The sequence below is a fragment of the Bacillus cereus group sp. BfR-BA-01347 genome (assembly GCF_022663835.1).
Taxonomy (GTDB): Bacteria; Bacillota; Bacilli; order Bacillales; family Bacillaceae_G; genus Bacillus_A; species Bacillus_A thuringiensis_K.
This window is the reverse complement of the sequence record NZ_JAKUGG010000035.1, coordinates 1-19,640: the sequence shown is the minus strand read 5'-3', so window position 1 is coordinate 19,640 and position 19,640 is coordinate 1. Positions and strand designations below refer to the sequence as shown.

The window sequence follows — 19,640 nt, the reverse complement described above, 5'->3', positions numbered from 1 at the left end:
AAGGGGACATAAAGCTTCAAGCACTTTTCTATCAATCTTTATTTCAAAGCTACACGGAACCCTATGGTTATAATTCAAAGGAGTGGACAGTCGATTCATTCCTTACTGAAACTTTTCAAGCACTTTCTGGTCAATGAGGACATGTAACGTTCCTTGATTCAGATTGCCGCGATCCTGGTCTGGAGGGAAGGACTGTCCATTTCCAGACTACTGTGGTTCGCCAGCTCAAACGCAGATTTCGGGATGATTCCGATGCCGAGGTTGGCTTTCTGACAAGTCTCGTGGATCAGCTTGGTAGAATCAGCGGTAAATGACCAGAGGTTGCTCGTGCAGCTCTTCGAATTATTGTTTTATGCTTTATTCAAGTTGTTGAAAGTAAATTTTCACTGTTTATAAATCGGAATGTTCTTTCTATTATTTCTACAATTGTTATCTATTTATATATAAGGTTATAAGGAATATATTGGCAATGTAAGTGAAAACAATAGATGGAAGGGGATGTTTTTTATGTTTAAAAAAGCAGCACTAGGGATTTCAACGTTAGCAATCACAGCGTTCGTCGGATTAGGAATGGCAACAGAGGCTTCTGCTGGACCAGCAGCACCTCTTACTTCACTAAACGTCGTACAAGTAGAGTCTGAACTGGGCGGGGTAGAAACAATTGACCAGAACAGCTTTAGCACATTACGTAATCACGGAGGAAAATACTTATATATTACCACGAAAGAAATGGGATATGGCCAAAATCCATTTGCTAAAATGAATGGCTCTAATGTAAAAAGTATTGGATCCACTATAATTGGCGGAAGACCGATCGTTGGCTGGTATTATAAATGGGATGCTTCTGGGCATCAACAGGGAACGTTTGAGTACCAAAAGACATCTATAAATGCACCATTTAATACAATGCGTACATCAATTTATATCTAATAGTTTTGAAAGCGTTCGTACATTTAAATAGTCAAAGAAAAGGCACTCCTAGGAGTGCCTTTTCTTTGACTTGAACCATGTTCCTATATATATTCCCCATCCCATAAAAACCCTTCCTATAAAACAGGATCCTAGACACCAATAGACTTCATTTGAAAAATAGTTTACATATGTATGGGTGGTAACAGTAACGCTACATCATGAATATAAGATGCGTTACGCCTTCTGTTCTAACAACCTACTTTATAGAAAGTGCCTTTCTCATATATTTTACCACATGTAACATTGAGTTTATTAAGTATTTAGTTAATATGTACAATTACATAGTAAATACCGTTTAAATAGGAGACTAAGAAAAATGCAAAATAAGTGATTCTAAACATATTCCAGATAATCTCTAATTTTTTATTAATTATTTGTTTGGCGCTCGATAATAGAAGGAAGTACTGCTTGTATTCTATTTAACAAATCTAAGACATTCACATCACACATTTATTTCTATTCACTAGGAGGTTGAATTAATTAGAAAGAAGCATATGCAATAAATAATTCTGTTTTATATAACATCCAACCACTTAAAAATCCAGTAATAAAAAAGGAGGGAGAAGGTATCTTTTATTGAAGTTTGTTTATAATAGCTCTTTAACTTGTTAGGGGGAATCATAAAGGAGATTAGTAATCTCTTTGATCATTTTTATTTTCCTTATAGTAATAGACTTATTGTATTAGAAAATTCAAATTTTGAAAGGAGTATCAATAAATATGAGTAAGAAAAAAGATTCGTGCTTATCAACTTAAGGATAGAAATTAAATGGGTTTTTGTTTAAATAAACTAAACAAAGGGGTGTTCTTTATGTGTACTAGTTTGACATTACAGACAAAAAACGGTCAACATCTTTTTGCAAGAACGATGGATTTTACATTAGATTTCAATCAAGAAGTAATAATAGTTCCTCGAAGTTATCGATGGAACAATATAACTGGTGAAACCATCGAAACGAAACAAGCAGTTATCGGGATGGGGATTAACTATCAAGGAAGGGTCATTCTGGCAGATGGAGTAAATGAAGCAGGTATGACTTGTGCAACGCTCTATTTCCCAGGCTTCGCAGCTTATAATGAAAGTATAGATGACAATAAAACGAATCTGGCTCCATTTGATTTTGTGGCTTGGAGTCTCACGCAGTTCAATTCTATTAAAGAGTTAAGAAAGTCTGTTGATAGTATTTCTTTTTTGGATGTACCATTACCTATTTTAGGACTTACTCCGCCGCTACATTGGATTATAGCGGATAAATGGGGAGAATGTATTGTACTAGAGCCGACAACTGAGGGGCTAAAAGTGTATGACAATCCGTTAGGGGTAATGACCAATAGTCCAGAGTTTAACTGGCATCTACAAAATTTAAGACAATATATTGGTCTTAGATCACAGCCCTATGAGCCTACACAATGGGGGGATTTATCATTGAGTGCTTTTGGACAAGGTTCAGGTTCGATGGGAATCCCTGGGGATTTCACTCCACCATCAAGGTTTGTTCGGGCGGCGTATAGCAAACAAAATATTCATGGGATAGATAATGAAGAGGAAGGGGTATCGGCCATTTTTCATATCTTATCAAATTGTGAGCTTCCAAAAGGTGGAGTGATAACGGAAGAAGGTACATTAGATAATACCATTTATACAAGCGCAATGTGTATGGAGTCTGGTATATATTATTATCATACCTATGATTGTAGACAAATTATAGCCATACATCTATTTCATGAAAATTTAGATACAGATGAAATTAAAACTTATCCATTCCAGCGTAAACAAAAGATATATTATCAAAACTAATGAGATTTGGAATAACATTAAAGAGGCAAACTTAATTAAGTTTGCTTTTTATAATAGGCCATACGACTCATGCTATAACTTTTAATCACTTTAAGCGAAGGGTACGTGATTGAGATGAATAATACATATAATGAAAAGACACATACTTCCATTAAACAATTATTGAACAAATTTTCACCCAACGCCCCTGGCTTTGCATATATTGCTAGTTTTGATAGTGGAGTAACGTATAAAGGTGCAGTTGGCTTAGCTTCTATAGAGGAAAATCTACCGATAACCACAAAGAGCGTTTTTAATATCGCCTCAGTTTCTAAACAATTTACAGCGTTTTCTATATTACTCTTAGAACAAGAGGGAAGATTGAGTTTAGATGATTCGATTGTAAAGTTTGTCCCTTCTATTGGAACATATGCTGAACCAGTAACATTGAGACACCTAATTCATCACACTGGTGGACTAGTTGATTATATGGAATTGGCTGTATTAGCAAATATTAAATTTACAGATACATTAACTGTGGAAGAATCGTTAGAGCACCTTAAAAATCATCAAATTGCAAGGTTCCCAGTTGGCACAAAATTTGAGTATAGCAATACAGGATATTTTTTATTATCAAAAGTGGTAGAGAAGGTAAGTGGCAAGTCTCTACGTCAATTTACAAAGGAGCGTATTTTTGATCCTTTACATATGAGAGACACAACAATTGTAGATTGCTACCCAACAACTATACCAATTATTAGTGGGTATTCGAAGAATGAGCAAGGAAAATATAAAATCTATGAAAGCCCTTGGGAACATACAGGTGATGGGGCAGTTCATACAAATGTTGAAGATCTTGTAAGATGGGGAGAAAATTTAACTACAGGCACCGTTGGTGGAAAAGAACTTGTTAAAAGAATGAGCGAAATAGGTCCGAAAATTTCTGCAACTGGGGAGACGATTATTGACAATGAAGATTATGCTTTTGGGCTAAGGCTTGCAGAAGGTTTTAACCGTCGATACTTGGAACATTCAGGTAGCTGGGCAGGTTATCGTTCACACTTCATGCGGTTTCCAAAAGAATATTTGACTGTTGTAGTACTAAGTAACTATGATGGACTTGACTCTAAAAAATATGCTAATGAAATAGCAGAAATTGTTTTAGAAAAGTAAAAAATAGGGCGTAGAAGACAGTATCTAGATTTGGTTAACCTCACGTTGTTTTAGGTGTAATTGATTTTGAGAACGGAAGGCAAGCATATATTTATGCCTGCCTTTTTTCGTATTAAAACGAACATAAATATTAATATTTATACAGTTAAAAAAATAATTAGAAATTCTTTAAATATAGATTAATTAATGAGGTCGAATTTTAAAATTTTTTAAATTAATATATAAAAATTATATATTATGATTATCAAACTCAATTTTATTAAAAATTGAAATGTTAATTAATATTCCTATTGCTATTAAATTGACCATTAAAGAACTTCCACCAAAACTTACAAATGGAAATGGGGTACCTGTAAGAGGAAATAGTCCTGTAATACCACCTAAATTTACAACAGATTGCATACCGATCATACATCCTATACCAATTGCTATAAAACTGCCAAATGGATCTACACATAATTGTGCAATTTTTAAGGAGCGAAGTACTATAGTCAAAACTCCAGCCAATATAATAAATACACCAATAAATCCTAGTTCTTCAGAAACTATTGCCATTATAAAATCTGTATGTGGTTCCGGAAGATAACCTGTTTTTTGTATGCTATTTCCAAATCCACGACCAGTGATTCCTCCGGAGCCAATGGCAATAAAAGAATTTACAAGCTGGTATCCATTTCCTTGCGCATCAAGAAATGGATTGAAAATCGTAGTAATACGTGTCTTTTGAACTTCTGACAAACTATATTGAATCAAGAAATATAAAATAGGTAACCACAAAATAGAACTGATGATAGTTCTTTTGATTAGTAGATTAATATTTATTCCTGAGCATAGAAATATGCTAAAACCTATACCTAATATTAAAAGTGCAGATCCTAAATTTGGTTGTTTAAAGATAAGAAAAAAAATTGTAGCTAAAAAAAATAAAAGTTTTCCGATACCACTCCAGTTATTTTTAGCTTGTTCTTGTCGTAATGCAAAAAAGCGGGCTGTTACAAGTATTGTTCCTAATTTAAGAAATTCAGCTGGCTGTATTCCAAAGATCCATGATTGAGCGTTATTTACCACTTTTCCTTTCCATAAAACCATAATTAATAAAAAAATCCCCCCAACCATAATACAGATTGAGACTATTCGTTTTTTCCATATTTCATATGGGAGTAAAGCACAAACTATTAATCCTATTGTACCTAAAAGTAGCTTTGTTAATTGAGAATCAACAAAATGTCTACTGTTATAACCGTAATGTTGGACAGCAACAATGGAGCTTGCACTATACATCATGATAATACCTAAAGTACATGTTATGAATAGAGAAAGGAGCAATAGATAATCGAGTTTTAATATTTTTTTCATTTTAATATCCTCCTGATTTAAAACAAAACATAATATTACATTTGCTAATGAATAGAATCTTGTTCTCGTCAATTACTAAATATGACTTGTGTTTAGGAAGATTCTATCGCTTACTCCCTGTTTTTTTACGCAAAAATCCCCCTAGTATGTAACTAGAGGGATTTAAAATGGCATGACTAAATAAGGCTTTTCTCCCCCTAGTAGAGCTTTGGCACTATACAACGTAAAGTAATGAAAATTCATTACTTAGCTATCTTAAGAAGAGCCTTAATCCGACAATTCCTGTTCTACCCATTGGCGTCTTTCGACATTTTTGGGCAATAGCCTGTGTTTGTATAGGAGCCTCACCTAACAGGTTCAGCAATATAAATTTTATGTATTTGTTTCGTGTAGCAAGCATAAATATATTTTTTTTGCTTGTCAAGCAACCGTATTGCTAATTTTATATGATTTATAGCTTTATAGCCCTTTGAGAAATAATATGAGAAAATGTATGTAATCATTTCGTATAAATACATATTTTCGACTTGTAGTGTAAAGTATGATTAAGTAGTTTAATCATATAAATTTGATAAACAGTAAAGAAGATTTTAATCATAAAAGAAGATTTTTTAAAAAATGTTTTTTTGAAGTAAAGAATAACCAATCATTCATCCTCTGTTATAAAGTTGGAATTTGATTGAAAACAATAAGTTTCATATGTTTTATAACGTTTCTTCGAATTAAATCTATTTAAATTCTATGTTTTTTAAGGAGAATTTTAAATTTATAATAAAATATAATTTCATTTTCTATAAAAGATTTTTTATGAATGGATTTGAAAGTCAGTTGACAAATATTAAATTCTGGTTTAAATTTTGAAGTAATTCAATAAACTTTGTTAGGTGAGGCTCCTGTATAGAGAAACGCTGCTGCCCAAAAATGTCGAGAGACGCCAATGGGTCAACAGGAACGGTCGGATTAAGGCCCTTCTTAATGTAGCTGGTTATAAAAACCTATGCTATACAGTGCTAAAACTCAACGAGGGAGTGGTATACGATTTGATAGAAAGGCACCTCTGTGATTTTGGCAGAGCTGTCTTAATAATCATTTATTTGTATTGTAAAAAACCTTTACTCCTTTTTGAGTAAAGGTTTTTCTGTTTAATGTTATTTGTTTTATCTTGTCTATATTCAAAAAGGAGGTAATTCTAAATAATGAATTGATTGCAATGTAACTATTATTGCTCTAATAAAAAATTTAAGACAGATAAAATAAAACAAAACCACTCATGAAACTCTAGAGTCTCCCTTAGCAATATGAGGAGGAGTTAACATGAAGAAATTATTAAATGAATTACTTGTAACCAAAAATAATTTGGATGCAGAGAAAGTTTTACATCATCCGTCGTATGATATTGCGCAAGAAGTAAAACAGTTTTCAATTGAAGATCAAATCATATTACTAAATACGATACCTGTATTAAAAAGCTCTAAAATTCTTCAATATATGAGTGCAGAAGAAAAATATAATATCTTAATTCGCTTATCTGAAAACAAAGCTAAAAAGTTACTAAATTTACAACCGATTGATGAATTAGTAGATTTACTGCTAGCGGTTCATCCGGAAAAACAGGCTAAATTAATGGCGTATTTAGATAAAATCACAAAACATAACGTAAAAAAATTGATGACTTTCAAACCTGAAACGGCAGGAAGTCTTGTCACAAGTGATTTTGTTGCAGTTAGAGGAATTTGGTCAGTAAAAATGACATTGAAGTATATTAGGGAACATTCTGAAAATGTAGAATCAATATCTTATAGTTATGTTCTTGATAGTCATGGTTATCTTGAGGGGATCGTTTCCATACATGAGTTATTATTAGCAGCAGATGACGAGATATTATCTACTATCATGATTCAAGAGGTAATTTCAGTACAAGCTGAAGTTGACCAGCAAGAAGTTGTAAAAAAGCTTCTGAATTATAATTTAGCAGCAATACCTGTAACAACAGCAAATAATAAAATGATTGGTATTATAACATTTGATGACGTAATGAATGTTATGGAAGCAGAAGCTACAGAAGATATTCAAAAGTTAGGCGGAAGTGAACCATTGAATCAATCTTACTTTGAAGCTAGCACTTGGAGTATTTTCTTAAAACGTCTACCATGGTTATTACTTCTTTTTGTTGCTGAAGCATATACAGGTACAGTATTAAAGTATTTTGAAGACGAAATTGAAACTGTAGTTGCTCTTGCTTTCTTTGTTCCGTTATTAGTAGGTACTGGTGGGAATACAGGAACACAGGTTGTAGCAACAATCACTCGTGCAATCGGTATTGGAGAGGTCAAATTTAAAGACATTTTCCGTGTAATGAAAAAGGAATTTGCAATAGGGATGCTTCTCGGACTTGCACTTGGAATAGCTGGGCTCACTCGTGCTTATATGTTAGGAGTTGGAACAGAAGTTGCACAAGTTGTAGCAATTACTTTATTATTTATTGTTATTTGGGCCTCTCTTGTAGCTGCTGTTTTACCTTTAATTCTAAGAAAATTAAAACTAGATCCTGCAGTTGTTTCAGGTCCATTTATTACAACATTTGTTGACGGAACAGGATTAGTAATTTATTTCATGGTTGCAAAAACGTTATTAAATTTATAAATATACACTGAAAAAAATGAAATTCGGAATAAGTATTTTGCCCTAATTGCTAAAATATAGCTGGGAATTCAGGCATGAGGAAATCAAACAATTTTGTCTTTAGATAAATAATATTTTAATGGATTTATTGAATGTAATGAATGCTGGAGGATAAAACTATGAAACATCTCAGAAAAATCTTCAAACGAATTTTGCTTCTATTGTCTATTTTCATGCTTATTGGCATAGGAATATTATTTGGTACTAGCTATGGCCGAGAGCTTCGCATAACAATGGCTGGGAGTATACTAACTTCTCAGCATCCACAATATGCGAAATATACATTCCTATCCCAAAAGGAACTAGATAAATTGCAAGATAGAATTAATCATCCGAAATGGTCAAATAGTGATGAGCATATTTATAAAAAAATAGCAGGAAAAAGATTAGAAGAATTTAAAAATCAACCATTAGAAATTGATGTAGAAACAATTAAAAGTAACAAAGATAGTCGCTTTCTTTTTGAAGGAAAATTAGTTACTATTAGCAATCCCTTCAATGTTAAACTTGTTAGCCATCAAGGAACACAGGGCGCTAACAGAGGAGAAAAAATTAGCGTAATGGCAAAGCGTAATCATGCACTTGTTGCTGTGAATGCAAGTGGATTTGCAGATGAAACAGGAAGGGGTGGAGGAAATGTTGCTACTGGAATTGTAATAGAAAATGGGAAAGTTATTGATACGAATATGGATAGAAATACCCCTACAATTATTACAGGCTTAACAAAGTTTGGACAAATGATAACAGGAAATTATTCTACACAACAACTTTTGGATAAACAAGTCGTTTCAGCAGCAGGATTTATGCCACAGTTAATTGTAAATGGAGAAAAAATGATTACAGAAGGAGACGGTGGTTGGGGTTCTGCTCCGCGAAGTATTATGGCCCAAAAAGAAGATGGTACAATTATATTTCTAGTCATTGACGGTAGACAGACGCATAGTATAGGGGCTACGTTAAAAGAGTGTCAAGATATTCTATATGAAAAAGGTGCTATAAATGCAATGGCTATGGATGGAGGTTCTTCTGCTACGCTATATTTAGGAGGCAAGGTTATAAATTCACCTTCTACATTATCACATGAAGATCGTTATTTACCTAATGCTTGGGTGGTAACAGCAAATCCGAAACAGAAAACAAGGATAACAATAGATGGGAAAAAATAGATGCTAAAATACCAGATGAATTTGATATAAATATTTCAACTGATTTATAAATTTCTAAGAAAATGAAGGTTTAATTAAAGTTTAAAGACTAACATCCAAAGAGGTTTTAAATTAATACTTTTACCATTTAATATTTATTAATGAAGTGCTTATAGAAACACTCAATCATATGGAAATTCTTTTAATTGAGTAGTATTTGCTACAGCTATATGAAATGGACAACCTGTACAACGAATTGTTGTAATCAGATGAGTAAAAATTAATACGCAGAATAAAGTAGTGGTCATACCTGAAAATCATTTGTTAAATAATGAAGAACATGTCGGTTTATATTTAAGCCTAGTATAATTAAAAATGAAGCATATTACGAAAGAAATGGGATTTAAAAAGGGCTTAGAAGAAATCAAAGATGAAAAATTGAGAGATTAGCTTATAGTATATAGAAATTGCTTAACAAAACTATTTGAAAATAATCAGTTTCTTTTTAAGCGCCTTTACAATGTAAAATAGGCCTTTAAGTTATTTTGTATGTTTTGGTATTGTTGTGGTATTTAAAGGTCGATACAAACGAATCTGAGAGACTGTTTTTTCGGGGTAACTAGATAAAATAAAGAATTTAATATAAAAAGCGGTGCTAATTTATAAATATGGTGGGATAAAAATATTATTTGAGATGAATATGAAAGAAGAGAGGAATGATAGAAATATAAATTGTTTAATCAAATTATCTAATAAAAAACATTAAATAACTAGCTATATGATAGATGGTATTATTATTTTAAGAAGACGGTTTCAAAAGAACCGTCTTCTTTTTGTTTCTCTATAAAAAGATACAGACTAATTAATACCCATTTTTATGTTTTATAAATGTAATGGATCTATTTTAAACAGCCTTTTTAGTAGTAGCTATTTTAAAGGTATTACTTCTCATGCTATAAAATTGTAGGCCTAATGAAATAATCATAGAAATTATCGCAAAGTAGATTAGAGCCATAGTCCCCATTCCAAGAGAAATTACTACTCCACCTAATGTGGCACCTACGGAACTTCCTAGATAGTTTATCGAACTATTGAGGGCCACAGCTGCACTTCCGTGCTTAGGTTGATAGGATAATAAAATATGTTGCTGTGGTGCTCCTGATGCCCATCCCATTGCTCCCCATATGAAAAATGGTAAGTATTTTATAATTGTTAGATTAATCATTATAGGAATACATACAACTGAGACAGTTAAAATAATTAAAATAAGAGCCATTAAAGTTTTTGGTTTTTTGAAGTAATCAATTAAATATCCAATTGTTATACTTCCAAATAATCCACCCAATCCCCAAGCCCATAAATAAATTGTTAAATCACTTGTGCTATCAAGATCTTGTAATAATGGAGATAGATAGGTATATAAACCTAAACTTGAAATACTTGCAAAGAATGTTATTAAAACAGTGATAGTAACTCTTTTATCTAAAAACATTGCAAGTCTTTCTTTCATAGCAGGTGGTGCAGTGACTGGAACATGTGGTAGAAACTTAAGAATACTAATAGCAGCAATTAAACTAAGTATTACCACAAACCACATTGCTGATTGCCAATCAAACTTGTCTGCGATATAAAGACCTATCGGAACACCTAATACAGTTCCCATACTCATGCCACCGATTGTTAAGCCAAGTGCGCGTCCTTTCTTTTCTACAGGTACTAACATAGTTGAGCCTGCAACAGCTAAAGGAGAAAATAATCCAGCACCAACACCAGCAATCGCCCTTGATATTAAGAATATCGAAAAGTTTGGAGATACTGCGGTTAATGCATTTGCAAGTCCAAATACAATTATTGAAGTCAATAGAACTTTTTTTATAGGTTTCCCTGCTAAGAGAGAGGCAAACAGTGGAGCGGATATTGCATAGCATAATGTAAATATACTTACCGCTTGCCCAACTTGGGATGCACTTTTTTGATAGGTATCACTAATTCCAGGAACCAGTCCAGCAATAATATAAGCATCGAATCCCAAGGCAAACATACCAATAGCTAAAAAGATAACTTTTTTCATAGTTCTGCCACCTTTACATTGTCAAGATTATAATAAATTATCAATCTTATACACTCTAGTTGCTAGTTTTATACAGATAGAGAATGATTATTGAATCAATATATAACTCTATAATGATGTTACTTACAATTATAATTGAGCTATATATAATTATTGAATAATGCCATAGTAATTAAAAAATCTGCAGATTAAATTAAGGTAAAATAACATTTGATAATCATTACTCGTCTAGCTTAAGTAGGTTAATATTAGTATACTTAATGAATGGGATTAAATAAAATGAATAATATTAATGCAAGGGATGAAAAAAACTCATGAGTATTATTAAGTATGAAATTTTTGAATCAGTTATTACAACGGGGAGTTTTACAAAAGCTGCCGAAAAATTAAACATGACGCAATCTGCAGTAAGCCATGCAATTTCTAGCTTAGAAAAGGAATTAGGAACGTCTTTATTCCTGAGAACTGGTCGGACGATTACTTTAACTCCTCAAGGCACTAAAGCTTATGAGTATATTGGTCAGATATTAAATATAAACCGTAAATTAATAGAGACTAATTTTAATGAACAATTATTGCCTAAAACACTGAGGATTGGAGCCTTTACAAGTGTAAAAAAACATATATTACCTCCAATTATGAAAGAATTTAATAAATTGTATCCGTTTATAGAAATTATAATATTTGAGGGGACTTATGATGAAATACAAGAATGGGTTATTAATAAAGTAATTGACCTGGGATTTACAATTAACGGGGAATTCGGATGTGAATCCGTCCCATTTTGGGAAGACGAGTTAGTTATAGCAACACCAAATAACTTAAAGTTAATTCCTGATGATTGCTCTTTAAAGGATTTCTTTGATCAAAATAATATTATTATGCCAGCAGCGCCATACAGAAATCAAGTTGAGAAATTTTTGAATCAGCACAGTATAGAGCCTAAGGTTCATTCGTATATAAGTGACTGCAATACAATTGTGAAAATGATTGATCTAGGAATAGGTATTTCTATAGGACCAAAGCTTTTCTTAAAATCATTTGATAATATAAAGATATATGAATTACCGGATCGGCATTATAGAAATATATACATATCTTATAAACATTCTACAGAATTAACACAAGCAGAAGGACATTATGTTCAGGAATTTATAAAAATAGCAAGGAACTTATTTTAAGTTCCTTGCTATTTTTTATCCTAATCGTCCAAATCCGCTATTTTCGTTGAGCAAGACTCTTTTCTCAGAACTGTTATATTTAACTCTATAAAAGCTCGATTTCTTAGAATCAATTTCATTAAGTAATTCCTGTAAGCGAACTGCATCTTTTAGATTTGGAAAACCAAAAGAAGGTTCTTTTTCCAGCATAACAAAATCAGTAACATCTTTGACTACATTTATAATTCGCTCTATTTTTCTATCCCCATTATATTCATGTTCAAGGGAATTAAAGTATAACAGTTCTTCAGATTGTGTGCTAGTTTCTGTCCAAATTTTTACTGAATCTTCATACCAGTTTGGTGTGTCATAAGAGAGTTGTGCAAAAATTAATTGATTATTAGCATCTTGAAAAACAAAATCTAATTCTCTTCTTCTGAATAAGTTTACAAAACTACTATATCCTGTTACTACAGCACCATTTATTTCACCCATAACAGAAACGCTATCTGAAATTTCATTTCCAGAGATTGAATAATCAGACTTTACCCCTTGAATATGTCTTAATTGTAATGGTGAATTACCGTTGATCCATTGAACAAGATCTAAAGAGTGTATAATTTCACTGATAACTCCTGTTGTAGGTCGATAGTCATTAATTCTATTTTTTTCCCATAAGAAGTTGGCACGTACTAATTTTAAATTATTTTCATTCACATATGCTTTTAATAATCGAGCGGCTTGTGAATATCTTGCAACCATATTTAAACAAAAGCCTGATGTGTATTTTAATAGTTTCTCTGCATTTTCTAACTTGAAATTTGGATCAACAAAAGGCTTTTCACATATTACAAATCCATTGAAATTTTGAATTGAAAATAATACTTCTCCATGATTTTCGTCGTTAACGGATATTACTAAAATATCTGGCTTAAATACTTCCAAGGCAGATTCGATAGTCGGATAATACACTAAATCAATATCTTTTTGAGATCTTGAAGTATAAGCAATATCAATATCATTATTGTAGAGAGGTGAGATGTTCTGGAAAGCTTCTAAAAACATTTGCCCTGAAAAACCCATTCCAATAATTAAAACTTTCATTTTGGTACGCTCCTATTCTATTGTTTTAAATAATAACTGTTCCCCAGTTTGGAGATAACCTCTTTTTCTATTGAACTCTTCGGCCATTTTACTAGATTGGACAACAATTTTTTGAACATTATTTTCTTTAAACCAATTATGAAAAGCATCCATCATTGCTTCTGCAATTCCTAGACCACGTCTATCTTTGCTTACTACAAGAGATTGTCCCCAACCAACTCGTCCGTTAAGTGCACCTACCATAGGAGCGCGTGAATCAATTATTCCAATAACACATGAACATATTTTTTCATCTTCATCATATTGACCGACCTGAATCAGTACATCCTCATTTGAAATATTCTCTTTAATCCAATCGCGATAAGCATTTTGCCAGGCCAAATTATCTTCTTCACTTTTTGCTGCATAATGTGTGTCACCACTAGATAATAAAATCTTTCTTAATTCCACTAATTCTTCAGTGTCTTGAATAGTAGCTTTACGAATCAATAATTTTTCTTGCATAATCAAAATTCCTCCTAAAGTTCTTTGTGTGATGAATGTGTATTTTTAGGGGGTGAAATAACCAGACTAAAGACATCATATTTATCTCTTAATTAAAATATAATGATAAATTATTTTCATAATCATAAAATTAATTTGAGAATGTATAGTTGATCTTTAACTATTAATTTTAATAACCTAAAAATACCTTTTTTGTAAAATTAGTTTTCACGAGCCAAATATTATCACGACTTAAATATTATATCAATATTAATTTTCTAACTCTTTAGAAATAAATTAAAAAAACAAAAAAATCATTTTCTTGTTAGATAAGTGGCTGTAAACACTCTATTTATAAGCTTTTCACTATTTCTAATTGAACTAAAGCTTAAAATTTAATATAAATATATATATATAGGAAGAGTAAAAATATAATTTACCGAAAAAATTTTATTTTTAAAATTTTTGTTTGTTTTTTTTGTGTATTATGCCTATAATGAGAGAGCACCACAAATTTATTAACATTTTTTTACATTACCCCCTTAAATTGATAGTTAGAGAACTTATAATTGGAGGCACTATATGTATACAAAAATATTAAATGAAAAACTAGTAGAACTGAAAAAAAGTGGGCAATATCGTGAGTTTGTTACATTAAATCGAATTCGTGGGCAATATCCTTTAGCTAAATTAAATGGATCAGAAGATAGTCAGCCTGTAGTTGTTTGGTGCAGTAATGATTACTTAGGAATGTCACAACATCCAGTTGTTGTTGAAGCCATGCATAACGCAATTAATTTATATGGTGCGGGATCAGGTGGTTCTAGAAATATTGGTGGTACACATTATCAATATGAGGAATTGGAGTCATCATTAGCTGAATGGCATGGTAAAGAATCTGCACTTGTATTCCCGACAGGATATGGGTCAAATGATGCAACACTTCAGTGTTTACTACGTTTATTTGAAGATTGTATTGTTTTTTCCGATGAACTTAATCATGCATCTATAATTAATGGGATACGTAGTACGAAGGTAGAGCGTACAATATTTAAGCATAATAATACAGAACATTTAGAGCAATTACTTGCATCACAACCATATAGCCGACCAAAAGTAATTGTTTTTGAGTCAGTTTATTCTATGGATGGTGACATTGCACCAATTGAAGAAATTGTTAAACTTGCTAAGAAGTATAACGCTTTAACATTCCTTGATGAAGTTCATGCAATTGGTATGTATGGACCTAGAGGAGCAGGGATAGCTGCTGATCTAGGTATTGCGGATTCAGTTGATATTATTCAAGGGACTATGGCTAAGGGAATTGGTGTTATCGGAGGATATATTACAGGTTCGGGACCAATGATTGATGCAATCCGATCTTTTGCCTCAGGTTTTATATTTACGACTTCACTACCACCAGCTATAGTAGCGGCATGTTATACAAGTGTTGAGCACTTAAAGGTTTCTAAAGTAGAAAGAGATGGTTTACATAAAAAAACAGAAATGTTGAGAAATTCTTTTGAAAGAGCAGGAATTCCAATTATGAATTCAAGCGAGACGCATATATTACCAGTTTTAATTGGTGATGCAACAAAGTGTAAAGCTGCTGCACGTCAGTTACTTGAGAAACATAATGTTTATTTACAACCAATTAATTCACCAACTGTACCAATTGGGACCGAGAGATTTAGGGTAAATATTACTCCAAATCACACTGAAGAACAAATTATACAATTAACAAATGCATTGACTGAGGTATTTATTGCATTCGATATACCTTTCTTGAAGGAAGAACAAGTAATAGTATAATATTTATATATATAATTATTTTAATTATAAATCAAATGATATTTTAGAATATTAAAATTACATGTAGTTTACTACTTAAAATACCCCATATTTATATGGGGTATTTTAAGTGAGGGGGGAGTTAATTATGGAGAGTTGTCCTATGTTCGATCTTGTAAAAACTAATAATTTATCACCTGAAATTTTAGGAACTGAAATGGGTAAGTTAGCTAGAGAGTTATTTATTTTAAGACCAGAACAAGTGAATATTTCAGTCTATGGAAGCTTTAAAAACGTTACAAATAAATATGAATTGCAAATAGGTTTTTTGAAAGGGATATTTAATCTTACAGAAAAAAGTATATTGGAACAAGCTCCTTTTAGGATTGGTAATAGCACTGGAATTAAATTTGTAGAAGAATTTGCAAAAACACCTTATTCTTATACTGCAAAAATTTCTTTATTTAATGAAAAAGAAAGTATAGAAGTTGTTACATATAAAAATGATATAGGAAAAATACTTATTTCAGAAATTAATGGTTTTAATTTTAACATATCAGAAAATAATCCAACTATTTTGGTGAGGAATAAAAATAGTTGTAAATTTCTCGCTTTTATAACATCCTTATGCAGTGATTATGAAATTAATATTATAAAAATTCAAAGTTCATCTCAAAAGATAAATAATATTATGATCATTGAATTAGATAAGTTACCATCGCTTAAAGTAATTGAGAGGGTTAATAATAATCCTTATGTATATAAGACTATAATTATAAATTGAACTTACTCACAAAATATTCCTTAAATAACAAATAAGCTATCCTTCCTATGATTCTAATGAAGAAATTCAATTCCATAGCGATAGTACAGAAAGTGAAAATGGAAAAATTATTTTTTATCTATGGAATTTTAGAGAGGGTAAAACAAGTACAGAAGCCAATCCTACACATGTATATGGAGAAAAAGAATATACAATGTAGAACTAAAAGTTAAAGATAGTAGAGGAAAAGAAAGTAAAGAACAAATAAAAGTTACTGTAAAAAGATCCGTAAACAGATGGATCGCTTGAAGAAGAGAAGATACTCCGGTTTAATAAGCTTGTAAAAGGAAGTATGATTAATCCTGATCAAACAGATGTTTATAAGTTTGATGTTACAGTTCCAAAAGAAATGGATATCTCCGTGGTAAATAAACAAAATAATGGAATGACATGGGTATCTTATCATGAATTAGGCATGCAAAATTGCGTAGCTTGTGGTGAAGATGAAGGAAATACTATAAAGCGAAATATTATTTGAATATGTATAAATTTAATGATAAAAATGGTGGATATTCATTATTAGTAAAATAAATTTATTTTCAACATGTATATTACAGTTTTTTTGCAGGGGGGCTGTCACTATAGGTTCCTCCTATTTTTTTATTTATACATTAGAATCATCTTAATAAAAAACAAATATCCACTTTAATAAATCTAATATTCAATGTGGAGAATCCAAGTGCTCATAAAGAATACTTAGCTTAACTGTTCACCCAAAGAAGATAATTTTGTTTCAATAAATCCTGTCTTTTTATATACAAATTTAGCTGTAAGATTTTCAGGAGCATATCCAATCATGATTAAAGGGATGCTTGTATAGTTATCTTGTTTTATCTCATCAATAACCAGTTATATAGCCTGTTTACCTATATCTTTCTCTTGAAATTTTTCATCAATCATAAGTATATAAATCCAATAATTATTATCAGCAGGATCTATCCTAAATATAGTAAATCCTATCATTTTTTTATCAAGATAAATACCTTTTGCATAGAAATTATCTAGAAATTGAACTTCTGCGATAGAATAGAGATTGGATGCAATAAATGTTTGCTGTTCTTCTTTAACAGACAGTCTAATTGCTTCTTCCCAATTACTTTTGTCAATAGGCTTTAAATAAATTTTCTTCAATTTGATACTCTCCTTCTAGTATTGAAGAGGAACCACTTAGTTTATGGGCTAGTGAAACGTTATCCTCTTGTTTTTTGCCCAATCAAATAAAAATATTTTCTCATCGACTTCGCCTCCTTAAAGGTGCAATTTAAAATACGTTATTATATATTTTCCCTCTATAGTTTATTAAGGTGCTATATTCATACGCAACCTCATTGTTAACTGAATAACCTTTATTCAATTAAAGGGCTCCTTAACAGAATAGTTTATTGTCATCCAACGGCCCCTTAATCGATTTTTCAATTCCAGAAGATGTTATAAATAGAAAAAAATCTTGATGTAATTTAAGTTATATGAAAAGCTATATATTTAAAATAGGAGGGGTAATACCGTTAAGGAGATCCCAAGTACTTAATCCAAAAGAATATTCGAAATCCGGGTAATTAACTAGGGTAGTAAAGCGCCCACCCCAAGTTAGACCAAGTTGTTCCCCTATATATCCCATTTGCTTAAATTTTTTGATGTTATTCCAGGGTATAGAATTATTTTCATAAGGTGCTGCATCAAAGGCTAATCCCCAATTGTGATATCAAGGAGAAAGTGTAAAAATGATACAGAGTTTATTGAAAAGGTATGGTTTTTACACAGGGGAAATAGATGGATTTTTTGGACTTGAAACTGAAAAATCAGTAAAGGAATTTCAAAAAATTAAAAGTTTTACTGTAACAGGAGTAGTGCGTAAAGAACTATGGAGATTACTTGAAGAATTACAATATACTGCAGGTACCACAAGGGATTTGGAATATAACCCCATACCAGTACAGACAAATACAGATGCAAATATTAAAACATACACAACTTCTCAACATACAAACCAATTGTTTATTAATCCTTTCTCTACACCTTCTATGACAAATTCCTCCATATCTCATTACCCACAATCATTCTATAATCAAAATGGATACTTTCCTAATTATTAATCATTGAAAGTAATAAAAATATAAAGGAGTGATTGCAATGAATTGTTATAGAGACAGGGCGAATAGTTTTGATTGATTATCTCTCTTATCCATGGGATACAGGAAAGCAGTTATGCTATCAACCAAATATATTTTTGAATAATCAACAATTTTTTTATGATACACGGATACTTATCGCGCATCAAGTGGCAAGTTAATTGTGTCTGTTTATGAAATGAATACAGATAAATCAATCAAAGGTGCAAAGGTATTCGTTCGTAAGCAAGATGAGGGTAGTCAAATTATTACCACACTTCAAACAAATGATATTGGTTTAACAAGTGTCATTTCTTTATCTGCTCTCCCTAAAGAATCTGCTTCAGATCCTTCGGGCCCTAAACCTTATTCAGAATATATCCTTACAATTGAAGCACCTAATTATGGTGTGAAAATAGTTAGAGGTGTACAAATTTTTGCGGGAACTACAGCAAAACAAAGAGTAGAAATGATTCCTATAAATCGAACAGGAGAGCTGCAATCAATAGAAATTATTGATGTACCTCAGCATAAATTAACTAAACAGCATTTAGAAAGACAACTTCAGCAGTACTCTATGTATTCTACAGATATTCCTTTACATGCACATAATCTACAAATACCGCAATATATTATAGTTCATGATGGGAATTCTTATGAAAATGCTCCAAGATATAAAGTGGATTTTAAGGAGTATATAAAAAATGTTAGCGCTTCGGAATTATACCCGAATTGGCCGAAAGAAGCTTTAAAGGCTAATATCATTTGTATAACTTCATTTGTATTGAATCGTATATATAAAGAACATTAAATTTCTTCTTTAGTAGGGGAGATTTTTAAGTTATCTGCTATATTAGTTTGAATAAAAAATAAAAAGAGGCACATTGGTCATCTCCCTGTCAAGTAGACAGTAATAAAAAGAGTATTATGCCACGGCCTTTTCCCGATATTCTATCGGGGAAAGGCCGTGAAGTTTTTCTTGGAATCTTTCTGTA

General features: G+C 31.6%; 12 protein-coding genes, 6 pseudogenes and 2 riboswitches. Of the genes and pseudogenes, 11 read left to right on the top strand and 7 right to left on the bottom strand.

Annotated elements, in window-relative coordinates; translation table 11 throughout:
• Positions 1–507 precede the first annotated feature (507 nt).
• The 3 genes from MR143_RS29960 to MR143_RS29950 all read left to right on the top strand — a co-directional run bounded on the left by MR143_RS29960 (position 508) and on the right by MR143_RS29950 (position 3,922).
• The gene (locus MR143_RS29960; RefSeq protein WP_131250751.1) at positions 508–930 is read left to right on the top strand and encodes a DUF4879 domain-containing protein; all 423 of its coding nucleotides are present in this window, start codon (positions 508–510) and stop codon (positions 928–930) included.
• A gap of 853 nt (positions 931–1,783) precedes the next feature.
• Positions 1,784–2,770 (top strand): choloylglycine hydrolase, encoded by a 987-nt coding sequence (gene bsh / locus MR143_RS29955; RefSeq protein ID WP_000337606.1) that lies wholly within the window; start codon positions 1,784–1,786, stop codon positions 2,768–2,770.
• 114 nt (positions 2,771–2,884) lie between these two features.
• Positions 2,885–3,922 (top strand): serine hydrolase domain-containing protein, encoded by a 1,038-nt coding sequence (locus tag MR143_RS29950; RefSeq protein ID WP_242281229.1) that lies wholly within the window; start codon positions 2,885–2,887, stop codon positions 3,920–3,922.
• 228 nt (positions 3,923–4,150) lie between these two features.
• On the opposite strand, the gene MR143_RS29945 is transcribed toward MR143_RS29950, so the two are convergent.
• The gene (locus tag MR143_RS29945) at positions 4,151–5,278 is read right to left on the bottom strand and encodes an FtsW/RodA/SpoVE family cell cycle protein (protein ID WP_000722125.1); all 1,128 of its coding nucleotides are present in this window, start codon (positions 5,276–5,278) and stop codon (positions 4,151–4,153) included.
• Positions 5,279–5,464: 186 nt separating this feature from the next.
• Positions 5,465–5,641, bottom strand: a riboswitch (M-box (ykoK) riboswitch).
• A 506-nt stretch (positions 5,642–6,147) separates the two neighbouring features.
• Positions 6,148–6,313, top strand: a riboswitch (M-box (ykoK) riboswitch).
• 279 nt (positions 6,314–6,592) lie between these two features.
• Here MR143_RS29945 and mgtE point away from each other — a divergent pair.
• Positions 6,593–7,921, top strand: a complete 1,329-nt coding sequence (gene mgtE / locus MR143_RS29940; RefSeq protein ID WP_242281228.1) for a magnesium transporter — start codon at positions 6,593–6,595, stop codon at positions 7,919–7,921.
• Between the two features lie 158 nt (positions 7,922–8,079).
• A pseudogene (locus MR143_RS29935) lies at positions 8,080–9,176 on the top strand (phosphodiester glycosidase family protein).
• Positions 9,177–10,009: 833 nt separating this feature from the next.
• Here the strand turns inward: MR143_RS29935 and MR143_RS29930 are convergent.
• Entirely contained in the window at positions 10,010–11,176 is a 1,167-nt protein-coding gene (locus tag MR143_RS29930) for an MFS transporter (protein ID WP_000755603.1), read from the bottom strand.
• A gap of 314 nt (positions 11,177–11,490) precedes the next feature.
• Between MR143_RS29930 and MR143_RS29925 the strand changes: the two genes are divergently transcribed.
• Complete coding sequence (locus tag MR143_RS29925; protein WP_000022502.1) at positions 11,491–12,357, top strand: LysR family transcriptional regulator; 867 nt, start codon at positions 11,491–11,493, stop codon at positions 12,355–12,357.
• 15 nt (positions 12,358–12,372) lie between these two features.
• Here MR143_RS29925 and MR143_RS29920 read toward each other — a convergent pair whose 3' ends face one another.
• Positions 12,373–13,440: a Gfo/Idh/MocA family oxidoreductase gene (locus MR143_RS29920; protein WP_000866048.1), complete on the bottom strand. Its 1,068-nt coding sequence runs from the start codon at positions 13,438–13,440 to the stop codon at positions 12,373–12,375.
• A gap of 12 nt (positions 13,441–13,452) precedes the next feature.
• The gene (locus tag MR143_RS29915; protein ID WP_001156573.1) at positions 13,453–13,944 is read right to left on the bottom strand and encodes a GNAT family N-acetyltransferase; all 492 of its coding nucleotides are present in this window, start codon (positions 13,942–13,944) and stop codon (positions 13,453–13,455) included.
• Between the two features lie 561 nt (positions 13,945–14,505).
• On the opposite strand from MR143_RS29915, the gene hemA reads away from it, so the two are divergent.
• The 3 genes and pseudogenes from hemA to MR143_RS33340 form a co-directional block, all read left to right on the top strand.
• Complete coding sequence (gene hemA / locus MR143_RS29910) at positions 14,506–15,735, top strand: 5-aminolevulinate synthase (RefSeq protein ID WP_000288160.1); 1,230 nt, start codon at positions 14,506–14,508, stop codon at positions 15,733–15,735.
• Between the two features lie 127 nt (positions 15,736–15,862).
• The gene (locus tag MR143_RS29905) at positions 15,863–16,498 is read left to right on the top strand and encodes an ACT domain-containing protein (protein ID WP_000443211.1); all 636 of its coding nucleotides are present in this window, start codon (positions 15,863–15,865) and stop codon (positions 16,496–16,498) included.
• Between the two features lie 55 nt (positions 16,499–16,553).
• Positions 16,554–17,068 (top strand): annotated as a pseudogene (locus MR143_RS33340) (PKD domain-containing protein); the annotation flags it as partial.
• Positions 17,069–17,220: 152 nt separating this feature from the next.
• Here the strand turns inward: MR143_RS33340 and MR143_RS29895 are convergent.
• Together MR143_RS29895 and MR143_RS29890 are read right to left on the bottom strand one after the other, a co-directional pair.
• A pseudogene (locus MR143_RS29895) lies at positions 17,221–17,668 on the bottom strand (GNAT family N-acetyltransferase).
• Between the two features lie 343 nt (positions 17,669–18,011).
• Positions 18,012–18,239, bottom strand: a pseudogene (locus MR143_RS29890) (M15 family metallopeptidase); the annotation flags it as partial.
• A gap of 1 nt (position 18,240) precedes the next feature.
• On the opposite strand from MR143_RS29890, the pseudogene MR143_RS29885 reads away from it, so the two are divergent.
• Positions 18,241–18,630 (top strand): annotated as a pseudogene (locus MR143_RS29885) (peptidoglycan-binding domain-containing protein); the annotation flags it as partial.
• A gap of 68 nt (positions 18,631–18,698) precedes the next feature.
• Positions 18,699–19,453, top strand: a pseudogene (locus tag MR143_RS29880) (SpoIID/LytB domain-containing protein); the annotation flags it as partial.
• A gap of 117 nt (positions 19,454–19,570) precedes the next feature.
• Here the strand turns inward: MR143_RS29880 and MR143_RS33610 are convergent.
• The coding region (locus tag MR143_RS33610; RefSeq protein ID WP_325782447.1) for an IS3 family transposase at positions 19,571–19,640 on the bottom strand (70 nt) is incomplete at its 5' end.

What these genes read in the sequence shown, in the direction of transcription:
- MR143_RS29920 (WP_000866048.1), bottom strand. Translation starts at nt 13,440, where the DNA reads ATGAAAGTTTTAATTATTGGAATGGGTTTTTCAGGGCAAATGTTTTTA.
- bsh (WP_000337606.1), top strand. Translation starts at nt 1,784, where the DNA reads ATGTGTACTAGTTTGACATTACAGACAAAAAACGGTCAACATCTTTTT.
- MR143_RS29930 (WP_000755603.1), bottom strand. Translation starts at nt 11,176, where the DNA reads ATGAAAAAAGTTATCTTTTTAGCTATTGGTATGTTTGCCTTGGGATTC.
- MR143_RS29915 (WP_001156573.1), bottom strand. Translation starts at nt 13,944, where the DNA reads ATGCAAGAAAAATTATTGATTCGTAAAGCTACTATTCAAGACACTGAA.
- MR143_RS29925 (WP_000022502.1), top strand. Translation starts at nt 11,491, where the DNA reads ATGAGTATTATTAAGTATGAAATTTTTGAATCAGTTATTACAACGGGG.
- hemA (WP_000288160.1), top strand. Translation starts at nt 14,506, where the DNA reads ATGTATACAAAAATATTAAATGAAAAACTAGTAGAACTGAAAAAAAGT.
- MR143_RS29905 (WP_000443211.1), top strand. Translation starts at nt 15,863, where the DNA reads ATGGAGAGTTGTCCTATGTTCGATCTTGTAAAAACTAATAATTTATCA.
- mgtE (WP_242281228.1), top strand. Translation starts at nt 6,593, where the DNA reads ATGAAGAAATTATTAAATGAATTACTTGTAACCAAAAATAATTTGGAT.
- MR143_RS29950 (WP_242281229.1), top strand. Translation starts at nt 2,885, where the DNA reads ATGAATAATACATATAATGAAAAGACACATACTTCCATTAAACAATTA.
- MR143_RS29945 (WP_000722125.1), bottom strand. Translation starts at nt 5,278, where the DNA reads ATGAAAAAAATATTAAAACTCGATTATCTATTGCTCCTTTCTCTATTC.
- MR143_RS29960 (WP_131250751.1), top strand. Translation starts at nt 508, where the DNA reads ATGTTTAAAAAAGCAGCACTAGGGATTTCAACGTTAGCAATCACAGCG.